This window comes from Peribacillus sp. NJ11, from assembly GCF_030348405.1.
GTDB lineage: Bacteria > Bacillota > Bacilli > Bacillales > DSM-1321 > Peribacillus.
Genome location: NZ_JAUCFO010000001.1, coordinates 3,187,162 through 3,207,064 on the forward strand (window position 1 = coordinate 3,187,162; position 19,903 = coordinate 3,207,064).

Genomic DNA, 19,903 nt, shown 5'->3' on the forward strand with positions numbered 1-19,903 from the left:
AAAATATAGAGGTGATTGACATGAAATGGAATGAAGCGGTCCTTTCCTTGAAGTCTTATCAACCGGGAAAATCCACTGATGAAGTGAAAAAATTATACGGGTTGGAAAAAATCACGAAATTAGCTTCAAATGAAAATCCTTTTGGCTGTTCGGAAAAGGTCAAGGAGTCCGTTAGGAATTCAACCCATTCTTTTGCCATCTATCCGGATGGATATGCAACGATGCTTAGGGAAGCTGTTGCAAAACATACAGGTGTGAAAGAAACTCAGCTTATATTTGGGAATGGATCTGATGAGAACATTCAAATCATATCCAGAAGCATATTGGGAGCCGGGAAGAATACGGTCATGGCAACAGGCACTTTTTCGCAGTATCGCCATAATGCCACGCTTGAAGGTGCGGAAATCAGGGAAGTTCCTCATATTGACGGAGCTCATGATCTAGAAGGAATGCTAAAAGTTATAGATGAAAAAACCGCGGTTGTCTGGCTTTGTACACCAAATAATCCTACAGGTAAATACATCTCGGAACAGGACTTATTATCGTTCATCGAAAAAGTTCCGGAAGATGTTCTTATCGTTCTGGATGAAGCTTATTGTGAATATGCAACGGCTGAGGATTACCCGAGAACGAATCAATGGATTAATAAATTTAAAAACTTGATCATACTTCGTACATTTTCAAAAATTTATGGTCTAGCCAGTTTTAGGGTAGGGTACGGATTAGCTGATGAGGATATCATTCAGAAACTGGATCCATCCCGGGAACCATTCAATGTCAACACATTCGCACAGAATATTGCTATAGTCGCTTTGGAAGATCAAGCTTTCATTGAAAAATGCAAGGAAGAAAATCAGAAGGGGCTCAAGCGGTACTATGAATTTTGCAGTAAAGAAAATTTAGCTTATTACCCGTCACAAGGTAATTTTATCTTTATCCATTTTAAACAGGATGCCGACATGGTATTTCAATATTTGCTTGAGCGCGGATACATTGCAAGGTCGGGGAAATCTTTCGGTTTTCCTAACAGCCTAAGGGTAACGATTGGTTCTACTGAAGAAAATGAAGGAATGATTAACGCTATTAAAACTTTCTTGAATGAAGTTGAGGCACCTTCTGATTCGCTGCTATAAGGTTTTATCAAACCTAGAGGAGCATAAAAGATGCGGGGGAGAGAAGAGTGAAGGGTAAGGTTTTTGTAATAGGTCTAGGTCTAATTGGCGGATCATTGGCCATGGCTGTACGCCATGCACATCCTGAAGCCGTGATTGTTGGTACGGACCTAAGTGAAAAGAATATTCAACTATCGATGCTATTGGGGATCATTGATGATTCTGTATCATCTCTGGAAGCGGGAGCATGTGAAGCTGATTTGATTCTACTTGCTGTGCCTGTAAATGAAACCGTCAAGATTTTAGCTCAATTGGCTGAAATGGATTTAAAAAGTGATGTAATCATATCGGATGCAGGAAGTACGAAGGATACAGTCGTTAAGGCAGCAAAACCATTGATAGATAAAGGGGTGGCCTTCATCGGAGGGCACCCTATGGCTGGTTCCCATAAAAGCGGTGCCGGAGCAGCCAAACTTCATTTATTTGAACATGCATTTTATTTGCTTACTCCCGGTGATTCCATCGAAGAAGAAAAAGTGGAGCAACTGAAAGAGTGGTTACAAGGGACAAGAGCGAACTTTTTGGTTGTCACTCCTGCTACCCATGATAAACTGACTGGAGTCATTAGTCATTTTCCGCACATTGTCGCATCGGGGCTTGTTAAGCAGGCAGAAAATTATAGTAAGGAAAATAAGTTGATTTCAAGGCTTGCAGCAGGTGGTTTTCGGGATATTACAAGAATTGCTTCAAGCAGTCCGGAAATGTGGCGTGACATTTTGTTACATAACCGGGATGTGTTACTAGAATTAATGAATGATTGGCTTAATGAAATGGAGCATATAAAAGGGCTGGTAGCAGATGAAGATGGTGAAGAAATCCTTCGATTCTTTACTGATGCAAAGATTTTCAGGGATGATTTGCCAACCCATGCGAAAGGCGCCATACCAGCGTTTTATGACTTATATATCGATATACCGGATTATGCCGGGATAATTTCTGAAATTACCGGATATTTGGCACAAGAAGGTATCAGCATTACAAACATAAGGATCATAGAAACCAGGGAAGAGATATATGGAGTGCTGGTCATCAGCTTCCAAACGGATGTTGATCGCATAAAAGCCGCGGATTGTATCTCAAGACATACAGATTATGAAACGATTCTAGCATGATATTAATAGGGAAGGATGGTTGTATGAATACAAAAAAATTACAAACGAACATCCAATCATTACGTGGTTCGATTGCCATACCGGGAGACAAGTCCATCTCCCATCGTTCGATAATGTTCGGAGCCCTTGCCGAGGGGGAAACGACAGTCACTAATTTTCTTCCAGGAGCCGATTGTTTAAGTACGATTTCCTGTTTTAAGCAGCTTGGAGTCCATATTGAACAAGAAGGCCAGCACGTCAGAATTGAAGGCAAGGGTTTTAATGGATTAAAGGAACCGGAAGCAGTGCTTGATGTCGGAAATTCGGGTACAACGATCAGGTTAATGATGGGCATTTTGGCGGGTCAAGATTTTTCGGCTGTTTTGGCTGGTGACGAATCGATAGCCAAACGTCCAATGACAAGGGTGGTCAACCCACTTCGTCAGATGGGAGCGGTCATTGATGGCCGTAAAGGAGCCGAATATACCCCGCTCTTCATAAGAGGAGGCAAACTACAAGGGTTTCGCTATGAATTACCTGTGGCAAGTGCGCAGGTCAAATCTGCGATAATCCTGGCTGGTCTACAGGCTGAAGGGGAAACGATCATTATCGAACCGGAAGAGACCCGTGATCATACAGAACGAATGATCCAAGAGTTTGGCGGGAAAATCGAAAAAGACGGTCAAACGATTAAAGTAAGCGGAAATCAAGTCTTCAAAGGAACGGCCATCCATGTGCCGGGTGATATTTCTTCAGCGGCTTTCTTCATGGTGGCTGCAGCGATTACGGAAAATAGCGAAGTGGTATTAAAGAATGTGGGTCTTAATTCGACCAGAACTGGAATCATCGAAGTCATGAAATCGATGGGGGCGGACATTACGATTGAGAAGAAGACGAGCGTAGGTGAACCTGCAGGAGATATCATTGTCAGAAGCTCCCGACTAAAAGGAACCACCATCAGCGGTGATCTGATTCCCCGTCTCATAGATGAAATACCGGTAATTGCACTATTGGCAACACAGGCTGAAGGGATAACGACAATCAAGGATGCAGCAGAACTAAAAGTGAAAGAGACCAATCGAATTGATACGGTCGCAAATGAGCTTTCCATCCTGGGGGCAGATATAACTCCGACAGCAGACGGATTGATTATCAAAGGACGTAATGCCCTGAATGGAGGTACGGTTACAAGCCATGGAGATCATCGTATCGGAATGATGCTCGCTGTGGCAGCTTTGATAACGGATGGGGAAGTGGAACTTGCCGACCCTGATGCCATAGATGTATCATATCCACAATTTTTTGAGCATTTGACGGAATTGATAAAGTAAATATTAAAAAAGTTTACAAACCTTATTTGGTCTGTAAACTTTTTTTTAAACGCTCTAAAGTGTTGAAAGCGCTAACATTTAGGCGTTTTTGCCTGTATTAATCATGAAAATTATGAAAAAGGGATTCCTGATCAAAAAGGAGAATGAATGTATCATGGAGAATTAACTAGTAACCTTTTTTTAATGAGAATGAGGAGGGGACTTCATCAATGGAATACAGGGCTACAGTATGGTAAAATAATAAATACTGTTTACTATGCATCTCACTATTACAACATGGGTATTTTGTTCTTTATGGCAGAAAATGTCACATAATGACGTGAGTGTGTATGACTAGAGACCAAGTCAATCATGCAAAAGGAAGGAATCAACAATGAACACAGTGGAACAAGTTATACAGCATTTAAAAAAAGGGGAATTAACAGACGCTCTTAAACATATAAATCGAATTAAATCATCAGAGTCAGCAGAGGACATATTGTTGCTGGCCGAGGAAATGCTCCAGCTTGGTTTTGTGGAGGAGGCAAAGGATCTTTTTGAACATCTTCTGGAACTCTATCCTGATGAAGGAGAATTGATTGTTTCGTTGGCGGAAATCCTGATTGACATGGACCAGGAAGATGAAGCGATGCTGATGCTTGAAAAAGTAAGTGTAGATGATGAAGTATATCCAAGTGCTTTGCTTTTGGAAGCGGACCTTTATCAATTACAGGGGATGGATGAGGTCAGTGAACGAAAATTACTACAGGCAAAGGAAATACTTCCCGATGAGATCATCATTGATTTTGCGCTAGCTGAACTGTTCTTTCATCAAGGAAGGGATCAGGAAGCCATTGCAAATTACATAAAGGTTTTGGAACAGGAACAAGAAATCGCTGGAGTTAATGTCAATCAGAGGCTTGCTGAAGCATTAAGCAGTTCCGGGAAATTCGAGGAGGCCCTTCCGCACTTTGAAAAGGCCTTGAATGATGGACTTGAAATCAATACCCTATTTGAATATGCATTTACGGCTTTTCAGGCAGGTCTTTATGAGACAGCGGTACGAAAGTTTGTTGAATTGAAAGAATTAGATCATGAATACCATTCCCTTTATTTATACCTGGCAAAGAGTCATGAACATCTTGAGGATTTGGAAAATGCCCTGAAAACGGTCAAAGAAGGAATCAAGGCTGATGAATTCAATAAGGAACTTTACTTCTTCGGTGGAAAAATTGCCTTGAAAAGCGGACTTGATGAAGAGGCGGAAAATCTATTTAAAGAAGCTCTTGCCATTGATCCAGGATACCTGGAAGCTGCACTTACCCTCTTGAAACTGTATATGCACCACGAAAGGTATGAAGATGTACTCGAGTGTATTGGTGAAGTAAGGCGGTATGGAGAGGATGATCCGCAGTTTGACTGGATAGCTGCTGTATCTTATCAACACACCGAACAATTTAAAGAGTCATTAACCAGCTATCATAAAGCATATAATTCATTCAAGAACAATCAAGATTTCCTGGAAGACTATGGTTTCTTTTTAATTGAAGAAGGAGACAGAGCCACATCTAGAGAAGTATTTAATAAGCTGCTTGAGATAAACCCAGCAAATGATGAGTATGCGATGATTTTGGAGCGGCTAGGTGAAAGTACAGATGAACTGTAGATAAGGGAAATGAAACTAAATCAAGACAGAGGAGGGAATTCATGGTGGCTGCCCCTGTTTCTGTGAATGAGAAGAAGGATTTTATTCGGTGGTTTTTAAATCATTATCAACTAAAACGAAGAGAATGCGTGTGGATATTGAATTACTTAATGAGTCATGATCAACTAATGAAAAAGGTTCATTTTGTAGAAAATGCCCAATATTGCCCACGCGGACTAATTATGTCGACACATTGTGTGGATGAAGTCCCTTTCAGGTTCTATAAGTCCAATATCATGACGACCGATGCAGAGAAATCTTTTCATGATATCCGGTTAAATCGGGATGAAGACATTTATATTCAGCTCAATTTTAAATCCGCTTACTCTTCCTATCAATATGCAGCGGTATTGGAAAACAATCCCTTCATGCCGAAATCTACGGCATCGAACGAAAAAGATCAGCTGCTGGCTGAACAATTTTTAGAAAAAAGCATGCTTTATTTTCAAAGGGATCGTCTGCTGAAGGAAATCGATGAAGCACTTGATAAGCATGATGAACAAGCATTTAAGGATTTAACCGAACAATTGAATCAACTAAAAGTACTTGGATGAAATAAAATGACCTTTCCGTAATCAGGAAAGGTTTTTATTTTTTATAAAACATTGATAAAATCCACATTTTTGTAAAGACTATGGGTATATGGTAAAGATGTTATAAAAATAATGGTAAAATGATAAGGAGTTGATTTAAAAAATCGGGAGTGAAGAAAAAGCATGAAGTGGACAGCAAAAGATCTTGACATGTATATGCAATCTAAAGAGTATGTGGATACCGTATTAATTCCTTTGGTTCCCCTATCTTTTGGAGCGCAAATGAAGCAAACGGGTTCAATGAATGAATTTCTTACCATTTTAAGCTTGGAACTTGAAAAGCAGATGAAAGGAAGAATTCTTTTATTGCCAACATTTCATTATTTAAGTGATGAATTGGATAAGATTAAGCGGTTAAAGGGTTGGGCCAATGAAGTGAAAGAAAATAATTTCAAGCACGTCTTTTTTCTTACATCAGATTTCGAGTGGAAAAAGGAAGAGCGGGAATTGGAAAATAATTTAGTATGGATTCCTGCCGTCCCCTTGGAGGGGCTTGAAATTGAACAAGCCAGGGAAATGATTAACCAGCAGGTTCTCCAGATCCTTGATATATTCACTTATAATTGGAAAAATGAAAAAAAGTAGGATTTTTCGCATTATTTGACACATTGTTGCCACCTTTTGGGTTTTACAAATATTGACCTTGGTAAATTATTGAGATATCATGGAAATGTCCTAGTTTTATAGTGTTGCTATTTATTGGTCCTTTGGGCTCTCAGTATAGTAATAGAGGGGGGGAAAACGCATGAGCAAGAATGTTTCACGACGTCAATTCCTTAATTACACACTTACTGGCGTTGGTGGATTTATGGCGGCCGGTATGTTGATGCCTATGGTTAGGTTTGCAATTGATCCTGTATTATCAGCAGATAAAGGCGGGGATTACATTGCAACTAAGCAGAAGGTAAGTGAACTGACTACCGAACCAACCCGTGTCGACTTTAGTTTCAAGCAGGTCGATGGGTGGTATGAGTCTGAAGAAACAAATACAGCGTGGGTTTACAAAACGGATGATGGCAATATCGTTGCATTATCTCCAATCTGTAAGCATTTAGGCTGTACGGTAGCATGGAATACGGATAAGTCTAATCCGAATCAATTTTTCTGTCCTTGCCATTACGGCAGGTATACGAAAGATGGAATGAACGTGAAAGGGACACCGCCGGTTTCACCATTGGATGTCTATGGCACGAAAGAAAAAGATGGAATTCTTTATTTGGGTCAACTAAAACCGCATGGGGAGGCGTAAACATTGCTAACAAAGTTATATGACTGGGTGGACGAGCGTTTAGATATTACGCCATTATGGCGGGATATTGCTGACCATGAGGTTCCTGAACATGTTAACCCCGCACATCATTTTTCTGCATTCGTATATTGTTTTGGTGGGTTAACTTTCTTTATTACGGTCATCCAAATCTTGTCAGGCATGTTCTTGACGATGTACTATGTCCCGGACATTAAAAACGCTTGGGAATCTGTTTATTATTTGCAAAATGAAGTTGCCTTCGGTCAAATTGTCCGTGGTATGCATCACTGGGGAGCAAGTCTAGTTATCGTTATGATGTTTTTACATACTCTTCGTGTCTTCTTCCAGGGAGCTTACAAAAAACCGCGTGAATTGAACTGGATGGTCGGCGTATTGATTTTCTTCATCATGCTGGCATTAGGCTTGACTGGTTATTTATTGCCATGGGATATGAAAGCGCTATTCGCAACGAAAGTTACATTGACAATTGTCGAATCGGTACCGTTAATGGGACCGGCACTCAAGACATTGATAGCAGGAGATCCAACCATCGTTGGAGCACAGACATTGACACGATTCTTTGCAATTCATGTATTCTTCCTGCCTGCAGCATTATTTGCTTTACTAGCGGCTCATTTCCTAATGATCCGAAAACAAGGTATTTCAGGACCACTATAAAAGAATGGTGAATCAAGAACCAAAAAAACCTTTTCATAAAGGAGGGGAATTGTTCAATGCATCGTGGGAAAGGTATGAAATTCGTAGGTGACTCGCGTATCTCCGCGGACCGTAAACCGAATATTCCGAAAGATTATTCTGAATATCCTGGGAAAACTGAAGCATTTTGGCCTAATTTCCTTTTAAAAGAATGGATGGTCGGAGCCGTATTCCTTGTAGGTTACCTATGCCTGACAATCGCACATCCGTCACCATTGGAAAGGATAGCAGATCCTACAGATACAGCGTATATTCCGCTGCCAGACTGGTATTTCCTATTCCTTTACCAATTACTTAAGTATACTTATGCTTCAGGCCCTTATAATGCAATCGGGGCTCTGGTAATACCTGGTTTGGCATTCGGAGCATTGCTCTTGGCGCCTTTTTTAGATCGTGGTCCAGAGCGGAGCCCGGCGAAACGTCCTTTTGCTGTAGGCTTCATGCTATTGGCGATGGCTGGTGTTTTCTATTTAACATGGGAGTCTGCGGCACATCACGATTGGGAAGCTTCCAAGAAACAAGGAGCAATCGTGGAAGGTGCAGACATTGATAAAGAAAGCGATGGGTATAAACTGATGGATTCTAGTGGCTGTATTAGCTGTCACGGAGCAGAATTAACTGGTGGAGCAGGAGCGCCAAGCTTAATTGACACTGGTTTAAGTCCGGAAGAAGTCTCTAAAATCGCTGTCAAAGGCCAGGGTGCCATGCCAGCTGGCATGTTTAAAGGTACAGATGAGGAATTGGCAACATTAGCTGAATTTGTATCTGGATTATCAGCAAAATAATATAACCATCAACAGCATTTTCTTTCATATGCTGTAAATGAAAAGCTGACGACTACGGTTGTCGGCTTTTTTATTGGTAAATTGAAGCGTAAATGAAAGGAAATTGAAATGAATGCTTGGTTTTCAAGGTGATGGAATGTAAAATGAGTATACATGAGTATGTAAGTGAGGGTAAAAGAATGAATGTTATCTACAGTTGGCTTGCAAATCGGCAAATGCTCTTTTTGTTATTAATAATAAATATATTCGGAACAGCCTTTGGATATTATTGGTACGGAAGTCAATTGGAAAACACTCCAGCCATTTTTTTGGCTTTTGTACCGGACAGCCCGACAGCTAGCCTGTTTTTTGTATTTGTTTTATTGGGGTTCCTATTAAAAAGAAATTTTGGACTTATGGAAGCGTTGGCGATAATAACACTATTCAAATATGGTATATGGGCAGTTGTTATGAATCTAATGACATTAGTGACAACCGGTTCATTGCCATGGGAAGGCTATATGTTAATGGCTTCTCATTTGGGAATGGCGATTCAAGGGGTATTATATGCACCATTTTATCGAATAAAACCTTGGCATTTGATAGTCGCAGGGATTTGGACCATACATAATGACATAATCGATTATGTTTTTGAAATGATGCCAATATATCGTGATCTATTGGTATATATGAACTCGATAGGTTATTTTACTTTTTGGCTCAGCATACTTTCCATTTTTGTCGGCTGGTATTTTGGATATAGAAAAAAGCGAATCACCCTATCCTTCATCCATTAAAAAGTTAACCCTGTATACAGCTTTGTAAAAGCAGGGTTAATTTTTTTTATGTTGAACGAGGTCTACTCATGTTTGTTCTTTCATATCGTTTTAGTAGAGATATGAGGAGGGACGAGTAGCATGTTGAAAAAATTCATATTAACCATTGCTGTTTTATTTGTCGTCTTACATTTCCCTGTCTATGCAGAATCCTCTTCAAGTTTGGAGCAATTAGATAACATTTCCGATAGTGCCTTGGAAATGGCCAAGTTGAAGCGATATGGTGATTCGGAAAAGATGCTGACGTTTTTTTCTGACCGGTTTTTAAAAGAGACAGCGAAAGAGCAGATCCTTGACATGGACGAACTTCGAATTATTACTGTAGCTCATAATGAGGCGTTGATGACAATAAAGGATATGAATAAGGGAGATTCCGAAAAGGTTAATTCTGTAACAAAGTTCCGGCTCGTCGTTGATGCGGTCAAGTCTACCCATCAGCCCCTTTGGACAGAGATGGAGGATCAAATGATGAATTCTTTCCAGCAGACAAAGAATGCAGCCATCAATCAAGACACGATTACATTCAATAGCCAATTGAACTTATTCCTTTCACAATATGAAATGATATATCCTAGCTTGAAAGTCGACCTTTCTAAAGAAACGATGCAGCAACTGGACACGAGGATTCAATACATCAACCAATACCGACCGGAAGTAATCAGTGATGGAGAGAGTCAAAAGGAACTGGATGCATTACAAAGCGAACTAACCTCCATTTTTGATGAAATGGGGGAAGATGATGCAGATCCTTCCCTTTGGTGGGTCATCATATCGACAGGCAGTATCATCATCATGACGCTTTCTTATGTAGGCTGGAGAAAATATAAAGGTGATAGGGAGAAACCAAGGAAAGAACATAATGATTAAAAAGACAGGGGAAGAGAACACTATATTTGACAGGGGTGCCTTCAATCCATAGAATTAAGAGTAATTATAGTCATAGGAGGATACCATGTATTTCATTTATTTGGCGATTATCATTTTAATCCCGATTTATGCACAAATGAAAGTGAAAAGCACGTATAAAAAATATGCAAAGGTACCGGCTTCTTCTGGTATGAATGGTGCTGAGACGGCGCGGGCCATTTTGGATCAAAATGGACTGTTCAATGTCAGGGTCGAAGAGACACCTGGAATGCTATCGGACCATTATGATCCAAGGGATAAAACGGTGCGTTTATCAACAGATAACTATCATGGCCATTCAGTTGCCGGTGTAGCGGTTGCAGCCCATGAAGTTGGACATGCGATTCAAGATAAAGAAGCATATGCATTCTTACGTTTCCGCCATGCGTTAGTACCGGTAGCTAACTTTGGTTCTAACATATCTTGGATTTTAATTTTAATCGGGATGTTAGCCTCAATTCCTGGGCTGCTATTGGCGGGTATCGTTTTCATGGCAGCCGCTGTTCTCTTCCAAGTGATAACTCTGCCGGTTGAGTTCAATGCTTCTTCGCGCGCGATGGATCAACTCGTTTCAGTTGGGGTCATCCGAAATGATGAAGAACGGGAAACGAAAAAAGTATTAAGTGCAGCTGCAATGACTTATGTTGCTGCCGCTCTTGTAGCCGTACTGGAATTAGTTCGTCTTCTGCTTATGTATACAGGAATGAGAGAAGAAGATTAATGATAAAAGGACGCCATCATGGGATGGGGTCCTTTTTAACATGCGATTATAAACGCTTTTTAAAAATATTTGTTGTACATTGCTTATAAAAGTCAGGTATTCGGGGAAACATTCAAAAGGATTACATTCCATTCGGTATGCCACCAGCCCCTCGATTACCTTTCAATGGGGTTCTTATTCTCATCAAGTGTAAAGCCCTCGCCCAATACGTCATGCACTTCACTTACAGATACGAATGCATGAGGGTCCACCGATGTTATGGCATTTTTTAAGCGGACAAGCTCATTTTTCCCAACAACACAATAGAGGACTTCCCGGTCATTGCGTGTAAAGGACCCGTATCCCCGTAATACCGTTACGCCCCGCTCCATATCATTCATGATTTTTTCGGCAATTTCCTTGTTCTTCTCACTAATGATCATTGCACCTCTGGCTGCATAGGCTCCTTCTTGCATAAAGTCGATTACTCTAGCGCCTATAAATACGGCAACGAGGGTATACATCGCTTCCCGGTAATCCAAGTAGGTAAGGATGGACAGGCCAATTACAACTGCATCAAAGATGAACATGGTCCGTCCCATGCCCATTCCTAAGTAACGGTGGGCAAAACGGGCAATGATATCTACTCCGCCTGTTGTCCCTCCGTAACGAAAGATGATCCCGAGCCCGACACCAACAAAGACCCCGGCAAACAATGCCACCAGCATCAAATCGTTTCCGAGATCGATATCGATTTGGTATCTCTCGAAAACCCAGAGCCAAACGGAGAGGCCGACTGTTCCGATAATCGTATAAAAGAAAGATGTGCGGCCTAAATATTTCCACCCTATTAAAAATAGGGGAATATTCAAAATCAAATTAGAATAAGAAGGATTTATCCCGATAAGTTGATATATAATCAAGGTGAGACCGGTGAATCCGCCTTCGGCCAAGTGGTTCTGCATGTTAAAATGCACTAGGCCAAAGGCGAAGATTCCAGCCCCAAAAAGGATGAATATAGTATTTTTCAATTTTAAGCCCAAAAGCATGTCCCATACCTCCAAAGGTTAGCATATCAGTAATTTACTTATTATAACTAATTAACCAACTATGGGCAATTTTGATTCACAAACGTATCTGTTGTCATCCGTTTCACTTTTAGCTAACATGGAGAAGGTATAATGTTTGAAAACGAAAATCAAGAATGGGTGACTATATGGAAAAGCAAAAGACGCTCCAACAAATGCAAGCGGAAGTCGACCAATACATAGGACAATTCAAAGAAGGATATTTCAGCCCTTTGGCCATGCTTGCCCGCATGTCTGAAGAACTTGGGGAATTGGCTAGGGAAGTCAATCACTACCATGGTGAAAAACCGAAGAAACCAACTGAGGAAGAGAATAGTATTGAAGCGGAATTGGGGGACATGCTTTTTGTGTTAATTTGTTTTGCCAATTCTTTAGGGATTGACCTTCAAAGCTCACATGATAAGGTCATGGAAAAGTTTACAACCCGTGATAAAGATAGATGGACAAGAAAAGAAGAGGAAATGGAAGGGGAAGGTAAAAATGAGTAAAGTGAAAGTGATTGTAGCTGGTCCTCGTGGCAGAATGGGAAATGAAGCGGTGAAGCTCGTACATGGGACAGAAGGGTTTGAATTGGCCGCTGTCATAGATCGTAAGCATAACGGGGAAAGCCTCTCCGCAATAGAAGGTTTCCACGGTATTGAAGCACCTGTTTTTTCGGATATAAATGAATGCTTTTCTTCTGTAGAAGCAGACGTATTGATCGATTTAACTACACCTGAAGTGGGGATGTTTCATACCGAAACGGCACTTAATCATGGCATCCGCCCTGTAGTGGGGACGACAGGTTTTACAAAGGAAGATTTAGCGAAGCTTGATTCACTTACAAAAGAAAAGGGCATCGGCTGCATCATCGCGCCAAACTTTGCAATCGGAGCCATTTTGATGATGAAGTTTTCACAAATGGCCGCAAAGTATTTCCCGGATGTGGAAATCATCGAAATGCATCATGATCAAAAACTGGATGCACCTTCTGGTACGGCTTCCAAAACGGCAGATATGATTGCAGCGGTACGTGAAACAAAACAACAAGGACACCCAAATGAAAAAGAAACCATCCAGGGGGCAAGAGGAGCAAATGTAGACGGTATGCATATCCATAGTGTACGGCTTCCGGGCCTAGTTGCTCATCAACAGGTGCTTTTTGGAAGTGAGGGAGAGCTATTGACCGTCCGACATGATTCCTTTAATCGAGCATCCTTCATGTCAGGAGTCAAACTAGCTGTCGATACCGTCATGAAATTGGATGTTCTTGTATACGGACTGGAAAATATTATCGAATAGGGAGAAGGAGGATTTACGATGAGAATTGCCTTAATTGCCCATGATAAGAAAAAAGAAGATATCATTCAATTTATAACAGCCTATAAAGCTGTATTTGAGCAGCATGAATTATTTGCTACAGGTACGACTGGTAAAAGAATTATGGAAGAAGTATCACTGCCTGTCCATCGTTTTCATTCAGGACCTCTTGGCGGAGATCAGGAAATAGGTGCAATGATTGCGCGCGGAGAAATGGATATGGTCCTATTTTTCCGCGATCCATTGACATCACAGCCACATGAGCCGGATGTATCAGCGCTTATACGCCTATCCGATGTCTATGAAATTCCCTTAGCGACAAATATGGGCACGGCAGAAGTGCTGATACAAGGTTTGAAACATGGGTATATGGACTGGCTAAAACTACGGAAAAAACAAGGTGAGATAAATGATAAACAAAAGTAACATAGATATCCTGGCTTTCGGCGCGCATGCGGATGATGTTGAAATAGGTATGGGCGGCACGATTGCTAAATATGTGAAGCAAGGAAAGGAAATTGTCATTTGTGATTTGACAAAAGCTGAAATGTCATCCAATGGAACCGTTCCATTGCGTCAGGAGGAAGCGGATAAGGCTGCTGAAATCCTTGGGGTGAAAAGGATTTCCCTTGATTTACCCGACCGGGGTTTATATATGAAAGCGGAATACATAGATCAAATCATTACAGTCATTCGTCAATATAAACCTGCCCTTGTATTTGCACCTTTTTTTGAAGATCGCCATCCCGATCATGGAAACTGTGCCAAATTGGTCGAAGAAGCAGTTTTTTCGGCAGGAGTCAGAAAGTATAAGGAAGAAGAAGGCCTGGATTCTCATCGTGTCCAGAATATGTACTATTATATGATAAATGGTTTTCACAAACCGGACTTCGTCGTGGACATCACTTCTTCAATATCACAAAAGCTGGATAGTCTTAGAGCCTATGGCAGCCAATTCGATAAAAGTGAACGAACTGTTGAAACCCCGCTAGTGAATGGCTATATCGAGACAGTGGAGGCACGGGAGCGGATGTTCGGAAAAGAAGTGGGTGTCGCCTATGCGGAAGGATTCATGACAAAAAAACCGTTACTGATCGATGCCGACTTGTTAGGAGAAAAATAATCTTATGAAATTAAAAATTGGAATTACCTGTTACCCTACAGTTGGGGGTTCTGGTGTCGTAGCAACTGAATTAGGTAAAATGCTTGCAGAAAAAGGACATGAAATACATTTCATTTCATCAAGCCTCCCTTTTCGCTTGAATAAGATGTACTGTAATATTTATTATCACCAGGTTGAAGTGAACTCTTACTCAGTCTTTCAATATCCACCATATGACCTGGCCCTTGCCAGCAAGATAGCGGATGTCGTAAAAAGGGAGAAACTAGATATCCTTCACGTTCATTATGCAATTCCACATGCTGTTTGTGCGATCCTTGCAAAACAGATGTCAGGTAATGAAGTAAAGATCGTGACCACACTGCATGGTACGGACATAACCGTATTAGGCCATGATCCCTCATTGACCAATTTGATAAAATTCGGGATAGAGCAGTCCGATGTCGTTACAGGGGTATCTAATTCCCTTGTCCAGGAAACGCATGAATTAATCGCACCGGATAAGGAAATCAAAACCGTTTATAATTTTATTGATGAAAGGGATTACCATAAATCCAATTCAGAATACCTGAGGGATGAATACGGAATCAGGGAAGATGAAAAAGTGATCATACACGTCTCGAATTTCCGTTCGGTCAAGCGTGTGAAAGATGTCATCCAGGCTTTTTATTTAACACAAAAGAAAATGCCTGCCAAGCTTCTACTCGTAGGTGACGGACCGGAAGTGACAACCGTTTTGAAATTGGCTAAAGATCTTGGGATCGATGGATCGGTCTTGTTTCTTGGCAAGCAGGATAACCTTGCCGAATTATATTCAATCAGTGATCTGATATTCCTATTATCTGAAAAGGAGAGTTTCGGACTCGTGCTTCTCGAGGCGATGGCATGTGGAGTTCCTTGTATCGGGACGAATATCGGGGGAATTCCTGAAGTCATCGTAGATGGGGAGACTGGTTATATTTGTGAATTGGGTGATGTCAAAATGGTTGCAGAAAAAGCGATTGGACTTTTAAGCGACCCGATTTTGCATAAACGCTTTTCTGAGGCTGCGATGGAAAGGGCCAATACCGATTTTCATTCGGCTACAATCATGTCAGAGTATGAAGCCATCTACCTTCAAGCACTTGAAAGTAAATCTATGGAATAGGGAGGGGATGCTGATGGATCAGTTATTCTTAAAATCAGTACCCATTCTCGAATTGATTGAAGGAGCAGGATTCGAGGCCTATTTCGTTGGTGGCTCAGTAAGGGATTATATCCTCGGCAGGCCCATCAACGATGTGGACATTGCTACTTCCGCAACACCCCAGGAAATCAAACTGATTTTTCCTAAAACGGCTGATATCGGGATTGACCATGGAACAGTCCTTGTAATTACGGATTCGGGTACATACGAAATTACGACGTTTAGAACGGAAAGCGGGTATTCGGACTTCCGCAGACCCGATTCTGTGCAATTTGTCCGTTCTTTGACTGAGGATTTACGGAGAAGAGATTTCACGATGAATGCAATGGCCATGGATAAGTCCGGAAACATTATCGATCCATTTAATGGAAAGCGTGATTTGACTGAAAAAAGGATCATCACGGTTGGCAACCCGCATGAAAGGTTTCATGAGGATGCTTTGAGAATGATGCGTGCATTAAGGTTCGTCAGTCAACTTGATTTTGAACTGGATCAAGAAACCTTTGATTCTCTTAAAGAAAACGCCCAGATCATCAGTGAAATCGCTGTCGAAAGAATCCTGGTTGAATTTGAAAAGTTATTGGCCGGATCCAATAAGTTAAGGGCTCTCTCACTCTTGCTAGAAAGCGGATTATATCGATACCTGCCTCAATTCTCCAGTAAAAAGGAGCATTTAAGTAAATTACTAAATCTTCCGCTTCATCAGCTTAAAGTGGCAGAAATATGGTCAGTAATCATGGTTCATACAAGTGATCGGGAAATGGAAGAGTCATTAAGGGCATGGAAGCTGCCATTGAAAACGATAAGAAACGTTCAACGTATCATACAGCTAGTAAAGAAAGAACCCTCTTTTGAAAATTCAGCTATCGATGTATTTCAGGCAGGTCATGGCGTAACTGTACAAGCTGCTAAAGTCAGGGCAGCACTGACTGGGGGAAATGTATCGCGTGCAGAGGAGAATGCACATCTACGCTACAATGAACTCATTATTAAACATATGTCGGATCTTGCCGTAACGGGGACGGATTTATTGAATTGGCATCAAGAGAAACCAGGTCCATGGGTGAAAGAATACTTGGAAATAATATTGAAAGCTGTCTTGAATGAAGAATTAAGAAATGATAAAGAAGAAATAAAGAGGTGGCTGGAGAAATGCAATCTGAGTTAAGAACAAAGTTGATGGAAGCCCTCTCAAAAGCGGATGGTGCATTTATATCCGGTCAGGAAATTGCAGAATATATTGGTTGTTCGCGTACGGCAGTATGGAAGCATATAGAAGACCTGCGCAGTGAAGGTTATAATGTTGAAGCCGTTAGGAAAAAAGGCTACCGGATCATATCAGCGCCGGAAAAAGTGTCAGAAAGCGAAATACAACTTGGCTTGGAAACAAAAACGATCGGCAAAATGATCCACTATCAGGAAACTGTGGAATCCACTCAAAAAATTGCGCATCAACTAGCAAATGAAGGTGTTCAGGAGGGGACCCTCGTCGTTGCCGAGGAACAGTTATCCGGAAAAGGAAGATTGATGAGATCTTGGCATTCCCCAAAATTCAGCGGCATATGGATGAGTCTCATACTAAGACCGAAAATCCCGATTCATGAGGCTCCACAACTTACATTATTGGCCGCGGTCGCCGTGGCTCAGGCTATAGAGGATACCACTGATTTGAAGCCACAAATAAAGTGGCCGAATGATATTTTGGTGAATCGCAAGAAAGTGGTGGGCATCCTGACGGAGATGCAGGCGGAGTCAGATAGAATCCATTCTGTCATTATCGGAATTGGAATGAATATCAACCAGCAATTGGAGGATTTTCCTGAAGAACTGCAGGAAAAAGCGTCTTCCCTTCTCATAGAAAGTGGAGGGATGGTTTCAAGGTCCAAGGTCATTCAACGAGCATTGTTTCGTCTGGAAAACTTGTACGAACTCTATTTAGAACAAGGCTTCATGCCAATAAAGGACCTATGGGAGAGTTATGCGATCAGCCTTGGACAGGTTATCAAAGCCAGTACCGTCAATGACACGATTGTCGGAAAAGCATTGGGCATAACGGATTCAGGTGTTTTACTTCTTGAAGACGGAAAAGGAAAAGTACATTCGATTTATTCTGCAGATATTGAAATTCAGTAGATTTTTGTCAAATCCGCGAAAAATAAATAGAATTATTGAATTTGGCTTGATATAATGCAAGTGGGCAGTATCTCATGTGAACTGCACCCCCATAAATACCAAATTATTTGAAAATCTGCCTTGATCCAGAGATTGGACTGGGACGGAGGGATGAAACTTCTGATGGAACAAAGGGATTGACTAAAATGACAAGTGCTGTTTATTGAACGGAATCTGGCTTTTTAAGCCATTTTTCTTAGCTAAACAGATACTTTTTTAGTCAGTCTTTTTTTGCGTATGAATGTATAGACACCAGTTTACTCTGATGTTTTCATCTCCTCCAACAAAAAGGAGGAAACGTAATGAAATTGTCCGGAGATTTTTTGAAAATGAAACAAAATCAAGAGAAAATTGTCATGCTTACGGCTTATGATTATCCGTCGGCAAAGTTAGCCGAACAATCAGGTGTAGACATGATTTTAGTCGGTGATTCTTTAGGAATGGTCGTTTTGGGTTATGACTCTACGATCCCTGTTACGGTGAATGACATGATCCATCATACAAAAGCAGTAAAACGCGGGGCCCCAAATACATTTGTCGTGACTGATATGCCCTTTATGAGCTATCACCTATCCATGGATGAAACACTTAAGAATGCAGCCCGTATCATGCAGGAAGGTCATGCGGATGCCATAAAGCTTGAGGGAGCAGACGATGTTGTATATAAAATATCAGCATTGACGAAGGCGGGCATCCCGGTTGTAGCCCATCTTGGCTTGACTCCTCAATCAGTCGGCGTTCTGGGCGGATATAAAGTGCAAGGAAAAGACGCCGAAGCTGCAGCACAGCTTGTGGAAGATGCGAAAAAGTGTGAGGCGGCGGGTGCGATGGCAGTAGTGTTTGAATGTGTACCATATCAAGTGGGGGAACTCGTCACACGGAACCTGGGGATTCCTACCATTGGAATTGGGGCAGGTGCAGACACGGATGGTCAAGTCCTCGTTTATCATGATGTCATCAAGTATGGGGTAGATCGGGTTGCAAAATTCGTAAAAGTTTATGGAGATGCGAATGAACTGATTGGCCAATCGATAACAAGGTATGTCAATGAAGTGAAATCTAAAGATTTTCCGTCGAAAGAACATTCATTTACGATGAAGGAAGAGCAGCTTACAGAACTTTACGGAGGGAAAAGATGAAAATTTTTACATCAGCAGCAGATTTACAAAAGGCGCTCCGGGAGGAAAAAAGCAATCACAAAAGCATTGGCTATGTAGCGACAATGGGCTTTTTACATGAGGGGCATGCAACTCTAATGGAAAAGGCTCGCAAAGAAAATGATATTGTGGTATTGAGTATCTTTGTTAATCCGTTGCAATTTGGACCCAATGAGGATTTTGAAACATATCCACGGGATTTGGAACGGGATGAAAATGTCGCAGCCAATGCCGGAGTGGATTATCTCTTCTATCCAACAGTCCACGAAATGTACGGTGAAGAACCATCAGTCAAAGTTGTTGTCCAAAGCAGGACGGATTGTTTATGCGGGAGACAAAGGCCTGGACACTTTGATGGTGTAGCGACGGTCTTGACGAAATTCTTCAATATCATCCTTCCTGATAGAGCTTACTTCGGGAAGAAGGATGCCCAGCAAGTCGCCGTGATAGATGGATTGATCAAAGACTTTAATTTCCCGATCCAGCTTGTAGCTGTAGATACCGTACGAGAAGTAGATGGGTTAGCGAAAAGCTCGCGAAATGTTAACCTATCAGATCAGGAACGAATGGAAGCTAAAGAGCTGTACCAAAGTTTATTAAAGGCCAAAGATGCGGTTATATCAGGTGAAAGAAATACTGCAACCGTCACGGCTCTGGTAAGTGAACATATTGGTGCCCATACAAATGGGGTGATCGACTATATTGAAATCTATCAATATCCGGAACTTAAACCAATTGAAATGCTTTCTGGAAACGTCATCATTGCAATCGCCGTTAAGTTCAGGCATGCAAGGCTAATTGATAATATTACTTTAAATGTAGAATAATTCATGAAGAT

At 41.3% G+C, this 19,903-nt stretch carries 22 protein-coding genes; 21 read left to right on the plus strand and 1 reads right to left on the minus strand.

All coding sequences use genetic code 11. The annotated features are described in order from the left end of the window. Positions 1 to 20: 20 nt before the first annotated feature. The 12 genes from hisC to QUF86_RS15835 all read left to right on the plus strand — a co-directional run bounded on the left by hisC (position 21) and on the right by QUF86_RS15835 (position 11,064). Positions 21 to 1,133 carry a histidinol-phosphate transaminase gene (gene hisC / locus QUF86_RS15780; protein WP_289315832.1) on the plus strand — a complete coding sequence of 371 codons (1,113 nt, stop codon included), beginning with the start codon at positions 21 to 23 and terminating at the stop codon, positions 1,131 to 1,133. 47 nt (positions 1,134 to 1,180) lie between these two features. Beyond that, positions 1,181 to 2,284 carry a prephenate dehydrogenase gene (locus QUF86_RS15785; protein WP_289334823.1) on the plus strand — a complete coding sequence of 368 codons (1,104 nt, stop codon included), beginning with the start codon at positions 1,181 to 1,183 and terminating at the stop codon, positions 2,282 to 2,284. Between the two features lie 23 nt (positions 2,285 to 2,307). Next, entirely contained in the window at positions 2,308 to 3,594 is a 1,287-nt protein-coding gene (gene aroA, locus QUF86_RS15790; RefSeq protein WP_289315834.1) for a 3-phosphoshikimate 1-carboxyvinyltransferase, read from the plus strand. A 373-nt stretch (positions 3,595 to 3,967) separates the two neighbouring features. Beyond that, the gene (locus tag QUF86_RS15795; RefSeq protein ID WP_289334824.1) at positions 3,968 to 5,239 is read left to right on the plus strand and encodes a tetratricopeptide repeat protein; all 1,272 of its coding nucleotides are present in this window, start codon (positions 3,968 to 3,970) and stop codon (positions 5,237 to 5,239) included. A 41-nt stretch (positions 5,240 to 5,280) separates the two neighbouring features. Beyond that, a complete protein-coding gene (locus QUF86_RS15800; RefSeq protein ID WP_289315836.1) occupies positions 5,281 to 5,832 on the plus strand; it encodes a ReoY family proteolytic degradation factor in 552 nt (183 codons plus the stop codon). 162 nt (positions 5,833 to 5,994) lie between these two features. Beyond that, positions 5,995 to 6,456, plus strand: a complete 462-nt coding sequence (locus QUF86_RS15805) for a YpiF family protein (protein WP_289315837.1) — start codon at positions 5,995 to 5,997, stop codon at positions 6,454 to 6,456. A 160-nt stretch (positions 6,457 to 6,616) separates the two neighbouring features. Beyond that, the gene (locus QUF86_RS15810; RefSeq protein WP_289315838.1) at positions 6,617 to 7,120 is read left to right on the plus strand and encodes a ubiquinol-cytochrome c reductase iron-sulfur subunit; all 504 of its coding nucleotides are present in this window, start codon (positions 6,617 to 6,619) and stop codon (positions 7,118 to 7,120) included. A gap of 3 nt (positions 7,121 to 7,123) precedes the next feature. Then, entirely contained in the window at positions 7,124 to 7,798 is a 675-nt protein-coding gene (qcrB, locus tag QUF86_RS15815; protein WP_034307974.1) for a menaquinol-cytochrome c reductase cytochrome b subunit, read from the plus strand. A gap of 56 nt (positions 7,799 to 7,854) precedes the next feature. Further along, positions 7,855 to 8,622: a menaquinol-cytochrome c reductase cytochrome b/c subunit gene (locus QUF86_RS15820; protein ID WP_289315839.1), complete on the plus strand. Its 768-nt coding sequence runs from the start codon at positions 7,855 to 7,857 to the stop codon at positions 8,620 to 8,622. A 179-nt stretch (positions 8,623 to 8,801) separates the two neighbouring features. Next, on the plus strand, positions 8,802 to 9,398 hold the full coding sequence (gene lhaT / locus QUF86_RS15825) for a lipoprotein heptaprenylglyceryl N-acetyltransferase LhaT (protein ID WP_289327342.1): 597 nt from the start codon (positions 8,802 to 8,804) through the stop codon (positions 9,396 to 9,398). A 120-nt stretch (positions 9,399 to 9,518) separates the two neighbouring features. Beyond that, positions 9,519 to 10,304, plus strand: a complete 786-nt coding sequence (gene ypjB / locus QUF86_RS15830; RefSeq protein WP_289315840.1) for a sporulation protein YpjB — start codon at positions 9,519 to 9,521, stop codon at positions 10,302 to 10,304. Positions 10,305 to 10,389: 85 nt separating this feature from the next. Continuing rightward, positions 10,390 to 11,064 (plus strand): zinc metallopeptidase, encoded by a 675-nt coding sequence (locus tag QUF86_RS15835; protein ID WP_289315841.1) that lies wholly within the window; start codon positions 10,390 to 10,392, stop codon positions 11,062 to 11,064. A 155-nt stretch (positions 11,065 to 11,219) separates the two neighbouring features. On the opposite strand, the gene QUF86_RS15840 is transcribed toward QUF86_RS15835, so the two are convergent. Further along, entirely contained in the window at positions 11,220 to 12,092 is an 873-nt protein-coding gene (locus QUF86_RS15840) for a YitT family protein (protein ID WP_289315842.1), read from the minus strand. Positions 12,093 to 12,259: 167 nt separating this feature from the next. Between QUF86_RS15840 and QUF86_RS15845 the strand changes: the two genes are divergently transcribed. From QUF86_RS15845 to panC, 9 genes are all read left to right on the plus strand, one after another. After that, a complete protein-coding gene (locus QUF86_RS15845; protein ID WP_289325596.1) occupies positions 12,260 to 12,619 on the plus strand; it encodes a nucleotide pyrophosphohydrolase in 360 nt (119 codons plus the stop codon). Then, positions 12,612 to 13,412, plus strand: coding sequence for a 4-hydroxy-tetrahydrodipicolinate reductase (gene dapB, locus QUF86_RS15850; RefSeq protein WP_289334825.1), 801 nt, complete (start codon positions 12,612 to 12,614; stop codon positions 13,410 to 13,412). Before QUF86_RS15845 ends, dapB begins: the two co-directional genes overlap by 8 nt. An 18-nt stretch (positions 13,413 to 13,430) precedes the next feature. Continuing rightward, positions 13,431 to 13,856: a methylglyoxal synthase gene (locus tag QUF86_RS15855; protein ID WP_289325594.1), complete on the plus strand. Its 426-nt coding sequence runs from the start codon at positions 13,431 to 13,433 to the stop codon at positions 13,854 to 13,856. After that, positions 13,840 to 14,553: a bacillithiol biosynthesis deacetylase BshB1 gene (gene bshB1, locus QUF86_RS15860; RefSeq protein ID WP_289334826.1), complete on the plus strand. Its 714-nt coding sequence runs from the start codon at positions 13,840 to 13,842 to the stop codon at positions 14,551 to 14,553. Before QUF86_RS15855 ends, bshB1 begins: the two co-directional genes overlap by 17 nt. 4 nt (positions 14,554 to 14,557) lie before the next feature. After that, positions 14,558 to 15,697: an N-acetyl-alpha-D-glucosaminyl L-malate synthase BshA gene (gene bshA, locus QUF86_RS15865; RefSeq protein ID WP_289334827.1), complete on the plus strand. Its 1,140-nt coding sequence runs from the start codon at positions 14,558 to 14,560 to the stop codon at positions 15,695 to 15,697. A 13-nt stretch (positions 15,698 to 15,710) separates the two neighbouring features. Further along, the gene (locus QUF86_RS15870; protein ID WP_289334828.1) at positions 15,711 to 16,904 is read left to right on the plus strand and encodes a CCA tRNA nucleotidyltransferase; all 1,194 of its coding nucleotides are present in this window, start codon (positions 15,711 to 15,713) and stop codon (positions 16,902 to 16,904) included. Continuing rightward, positions 16,889 to 17,869, plus strand: coding sequence for a biotin--[acetyl-CoA-carboxylase] ligase (locus QUF86_RS15875; protein WP_289334829.1), 981 nt, complete (start codon positions 16,889 to 16,891; stop codon positions 17,867 to 17,869). Before QUF86_RS15870 ends, QUF86_RS15875 begins: the two co-directional genes overlap by 16 nt. Before the next feature lie 341 nt (positions 17,870 to 18,210). Beyond that, the gene (panB, locus tag QUF86_RS15880; protein WP_289315850.1) at positions 18,211 to 19,047 is read left to right on the plus strand and encodes a 3-methyl-2-oxobutanoate hydroxymethyltransferase; all 837 of its coding nucleotides are present in this window, start codon (positions 18,211 to 18,213) and stop codon (positions 19,045 to 19,047) included. Beyond that, the gene (gene panC / locus QUF86_RS15885) at positions 19,044 to 19,892 is read left to right on the plus strand and encodes a pantoate--beta-alanine ligase (protein WP_289334830.1); all 849 of its coding nucleotides are present in this window, start codon (positions 19,044 to 19,046) and stop codon (positions 19,890 to 19,892) included. Before panB ends, panC begins: the two co-directional genes overlap by 4 nt. Positions 19,893 to 19,903: the final 11 nt, after the last annotated feature.

Bases quoted from the DNA above. Each gene is read 5' to 3' on its own strand.
- hisC (WP_289315832.1), top strand. From the start codon at position 21: ATGAAATGGAATGAAGCGGTCCTTTCCTTGAAGTCTTATCAACCGGGA.
- aroA (WP_289315834.1), top strand. From the start codon at position 2,308: ATGAATACAAAAAAATTACAAACGAACATCCAATCATTACGTGGTTCG.
- QUF86_RS15795 (WP_289334824.1), top strand. From the start codon at position 3,968: ATGAACACAGTGGAACAAGTTATACAGCATTTAAAAAAAGGGGAATTA.
- QUF86_RS15800 (WP_289315836.1), top strand. From the start codon at position 5,281: ATGGTGGCTGCCCCTGTTTCTGTGAATGAGAAGAAGGATTTTATTCGG.
- QUF86_RS15805 (WP_289315837.1), top strand. From the start codon at position 5,995: ATGAAGTGGACAGCAAAAGATCTTGACATGTATATGCAATCTAAAGAG.
- QUF86_RS15810 (WP_289315838.1), top strand. From the start codon at position 6,617: ATGAGCAAGAATGTTTCACGACGTCAATTCCTTAATTACACACTTACT.
- QUF86_RS15820 (WP_289315839.1), top strand. From the start codon at position 7,855: ATGCATCGTGGGAAAGGTATGAAATTCGTAGGTGACTCGCGTATCTCC.
- lhaT (WP_289327342.1), top strand. From the start codon at position 8,802: ATGAATGTTATCTACAGTTGGCTTGCAAATCGGCAAATGCTCTTTTTG.
- ypjB (WP_289315840.1), top strand. From the start codon at position 9,519: ATGTTGAAAAAATTCATATTAACCATTGCTGTTTTATTTGTCGTCTTA.
- QUF86_RS15835 (WP_289315841.1), top strand. From the start codon at position 10,390: ATGTATTTCATTTATTTGGCGATTATCATTTTAATCCCGATTTATGCA.
- QUF86_RS15840 (WP_289315842.1), bottom strand. From the start codon at position 12,092: ATGCTTTTGGGCTTAAAATTGAAAAATACTATATTCATCCTTTTTGGG.
- QUF86_RS15845 (WP_289325596.1), top strand. From the start codon at position 12,260: ATGGAAAAGCAAAAGACGCTCCAACAAATGCAAGCGGAAGTCGACCAA.
- dapB (WP_289334825.1), top strand. From the start codon at position 12,612: ATGAGTAAAGTGAAAGTGATTGTAGCTGGTCCTCGTGGCAGAATGGGA.
- QUF86_RS15855 (WP_289325594.1), top strand. From the start codon at position 13,431: ATGAGAATTGCCTTAATTGCCCATGATAAGAAAAAAGAAGATATCATT.
- bshB1 (WP_289334826.1), top strand. From the start codon at position 13,840: ATGATAAACAAAAGTAACATAGATATCCTGGCTTTCGGCGCGCATGCG.
- bshA (WP_289334827.1), top strand. From the start codon at position 14,558: ATGAAATTAAAAATTGGAATTACCTGTTACCCTACAGTTGGGGGTTCT.
- QUF86_RS15870 (WP_289334828.1), top strand. From the start codon at position 15,711: ATGGATCAGTTATTCTTAAAATCAGTACCCATTCTCGAATTGATTGAA.
- QUF86_RS15875 (WP_289334829.1), top strand. From the start codon at position 16,889: ATGCAATCTGAGTTAAGAACAAAGTTGATGGAAGCCCTCTCAAAAGCG.
- panB (WP_289315850.1), top strand. From the start codon at position 18,211: ATGAAATTGTCCGGAGATTTTTTGAAAATGAAACAAAATCAAGAGAAA.
- panC (WP_289334830.1), top strand. From the start codon at position 19,044: ATGAAAATTTTTACATCAGCAGCAGATTTACAAAAGGCGCTCCGGGAG.